This is a genomic window from Candidatus Symbiopectobacterium sp. NZEC135 (assembly GCF_025962695.1).
On sequence record NZ_JAGFPF010000385.1, the window covers coordinates 1 to 1,621 of the forward strand.

The window sequence follows — 1,621 nt, forward strand, 5'->3', positions numbered from 1 at the left end:
CCGTGTTATCGGCATTGACGCTTCCGCCAAACCGGAACAAACCAAAGCGCAAATTCTGCGTATTGCACAGAACACGGCAAATCTGGTGGAGCTGGGCCGTGAGATCACAGAAGAAGACGTGGTGCTGGATACCCGCTACGGTGGGCCGGAGTATGGCTTACCCAATGAAGGCACGCTGGAAGCGATTCGTCTGTGCGCCCGCACCGAAGGCGTATTGACCGACCCGGTTTATGAGGGAAAATCCATGCACGGCATGATCGACATGGTGCGTCGCGGTGAGTTTCCCAAAGGTTCCAAAGTGCTGTATGCCCACCTAGGCGGTGCCCCGGCACTGAGCGCTTACAGCTATATTTTCCGTAACGGCTGATTCTGGCGGCGCTGCTGGCCCGTTTGGGCCAGCGTTATCAAAAGGGTAACTGCGTGGTTGAGAGCACCTGACGCAACCCCATAAAGGAGCGTATTTGTCGCACTCCGGGCAGGAATAACAACTGCTCGGCATGTAACTTATTGAAACTTTGATTATCTTTGGTGCGAAGCATCATCATGTAATCGAACTCTCCCGTCACCACATGACATTCCATACACCCACTGATGTTTTGTGCCGCCAGTTCGAAATCGGCAAACGACTGAGGCGTCGAACGGTCCAACACCACGCCGATAATCACCACCATGCCGGCATTTAACGCTTCCGGATTCAGCAGGGCCACCGTACCTTTTATCAATCCAGCCTGTTTTAAACGTTCTACCCGTCGCAGGCAGGCCGGAGGGCTGAGATTAACTTTTTCTGCCAGCGCCACGTTGGAGAGTGAGGCGTCCTGTTGCAGCAGTTGCAGGATGGCGTAATCGAATTTGTCGAGGTCAGCGGACTTTTCTTCTGTGGTGGTTGGAGATAATGTTTTTGTTTTCATTGTGTTGCCCTTTATTCGTCGCCTATAACCCATGCTGCATAACATAAAATTGCGTGTTGTAGCCGATATCGTTCAGCTAAAACCATCAATTATCCTCAGCGCTGCTGAAAATGAACGCTATACCCTCGCAGCAAACAATATTATTAACACATCGCTTTTCCCAATAACCATAAGAAAAAACGATGAGAATAGTGTCCTGAGGTGTTTGGATGCCCATAAGGTGTGGAAAAAGAACGTGATAGAAATCCCAGATGCGAGGGTTCAAGCATGTCAGAAAGTGTTCAAATGTGACAAAAAATGCGTATTTCCCGAGTGGCCGCTTTATAATCCGCCTTTGACGTTTTTCGGGCAATCTGGCCCGAGATGAATAGTCTATCCTTGATTTTCAACAACGCATAAAAGGGAACTTCTTATGCAACTCATTATGAGTCTTATTGGCATGGCTGTGTTGGTGCTGGTTGCCGTTTTGCTTTCCAGTAACCGCAAGGCTATTCGCCTGCGCACGGTGTTGGGCGCTTTCCTGCTCCAGATTGGTATTGGCGCATTGGTGCTTTATGTGCCGCTTGGGCGCAAGATATTGGCAGGGATGACCGAAGGGGTTGCCCTGATTATTGGTTACGGCAACGAAGGCGTATCGTTTATTTTTGGTGGCCTGGCGTCCGATAAGATGTATGAGCTGTTTGGCGGCGGTGGCTTTGTGTTCGCACTGCGGG

Annotated in this window: 3 protein-coding genes; 2 read left to right on the forward strand and 1 reads right to left on the reverse strand. The window is 50.3% G+C overall.

The genetic code is table 11. From position 1 onward, the window contains the following. Positions 1 to 367 (forward strand): pyridoxal-phosphate dependent enzyme (locus tag J5224_RS27105; RefSeq protein ID WP_264628248.1); only part of this gene is annotated, 367 nt, incomplete at its 5' end. A 37-nt stretch (positions 368 to 404) separates the two neighbouring features. Here J5224_RS27105 and J5224_RS27110 read toward each other — a convergent pair. Continuing rightward, positions 405 to 908, reverse strand: coding sequence for an Lrp/AsnC family transcriptional regulator (locus tag J5224_RS27110; RefSeq protein WP_264628249.1), 504 nt, complete (start codon positions 906 to 908; stop codon positions 405 to 407). Positions 909 to 1,320: 412 nt separating this feature from the next. Here J5224_RS27110 and J5224_RS27115 point away from each other — a divergent pair. Next, positions 1,321 to 1,621 (forward strand): Na+ dependent nucleoside transporter N-terminal domain-containing protein (locus J5224_RS27115; RefSeq protein ID WP_319802493.1); only part of this gene is annotated, 301 nt, incomplete at its 3' end.

What these genes read in the sequence shown, in the direction of transcription:
- J5224_RS27110 (WP_264628249.1), bottom strand. Translation starts at nt 908, where the DNA reads ATGAAAACAAAAACATTATCTCCAACCACCACAGAAGAAAAGTCCGCT.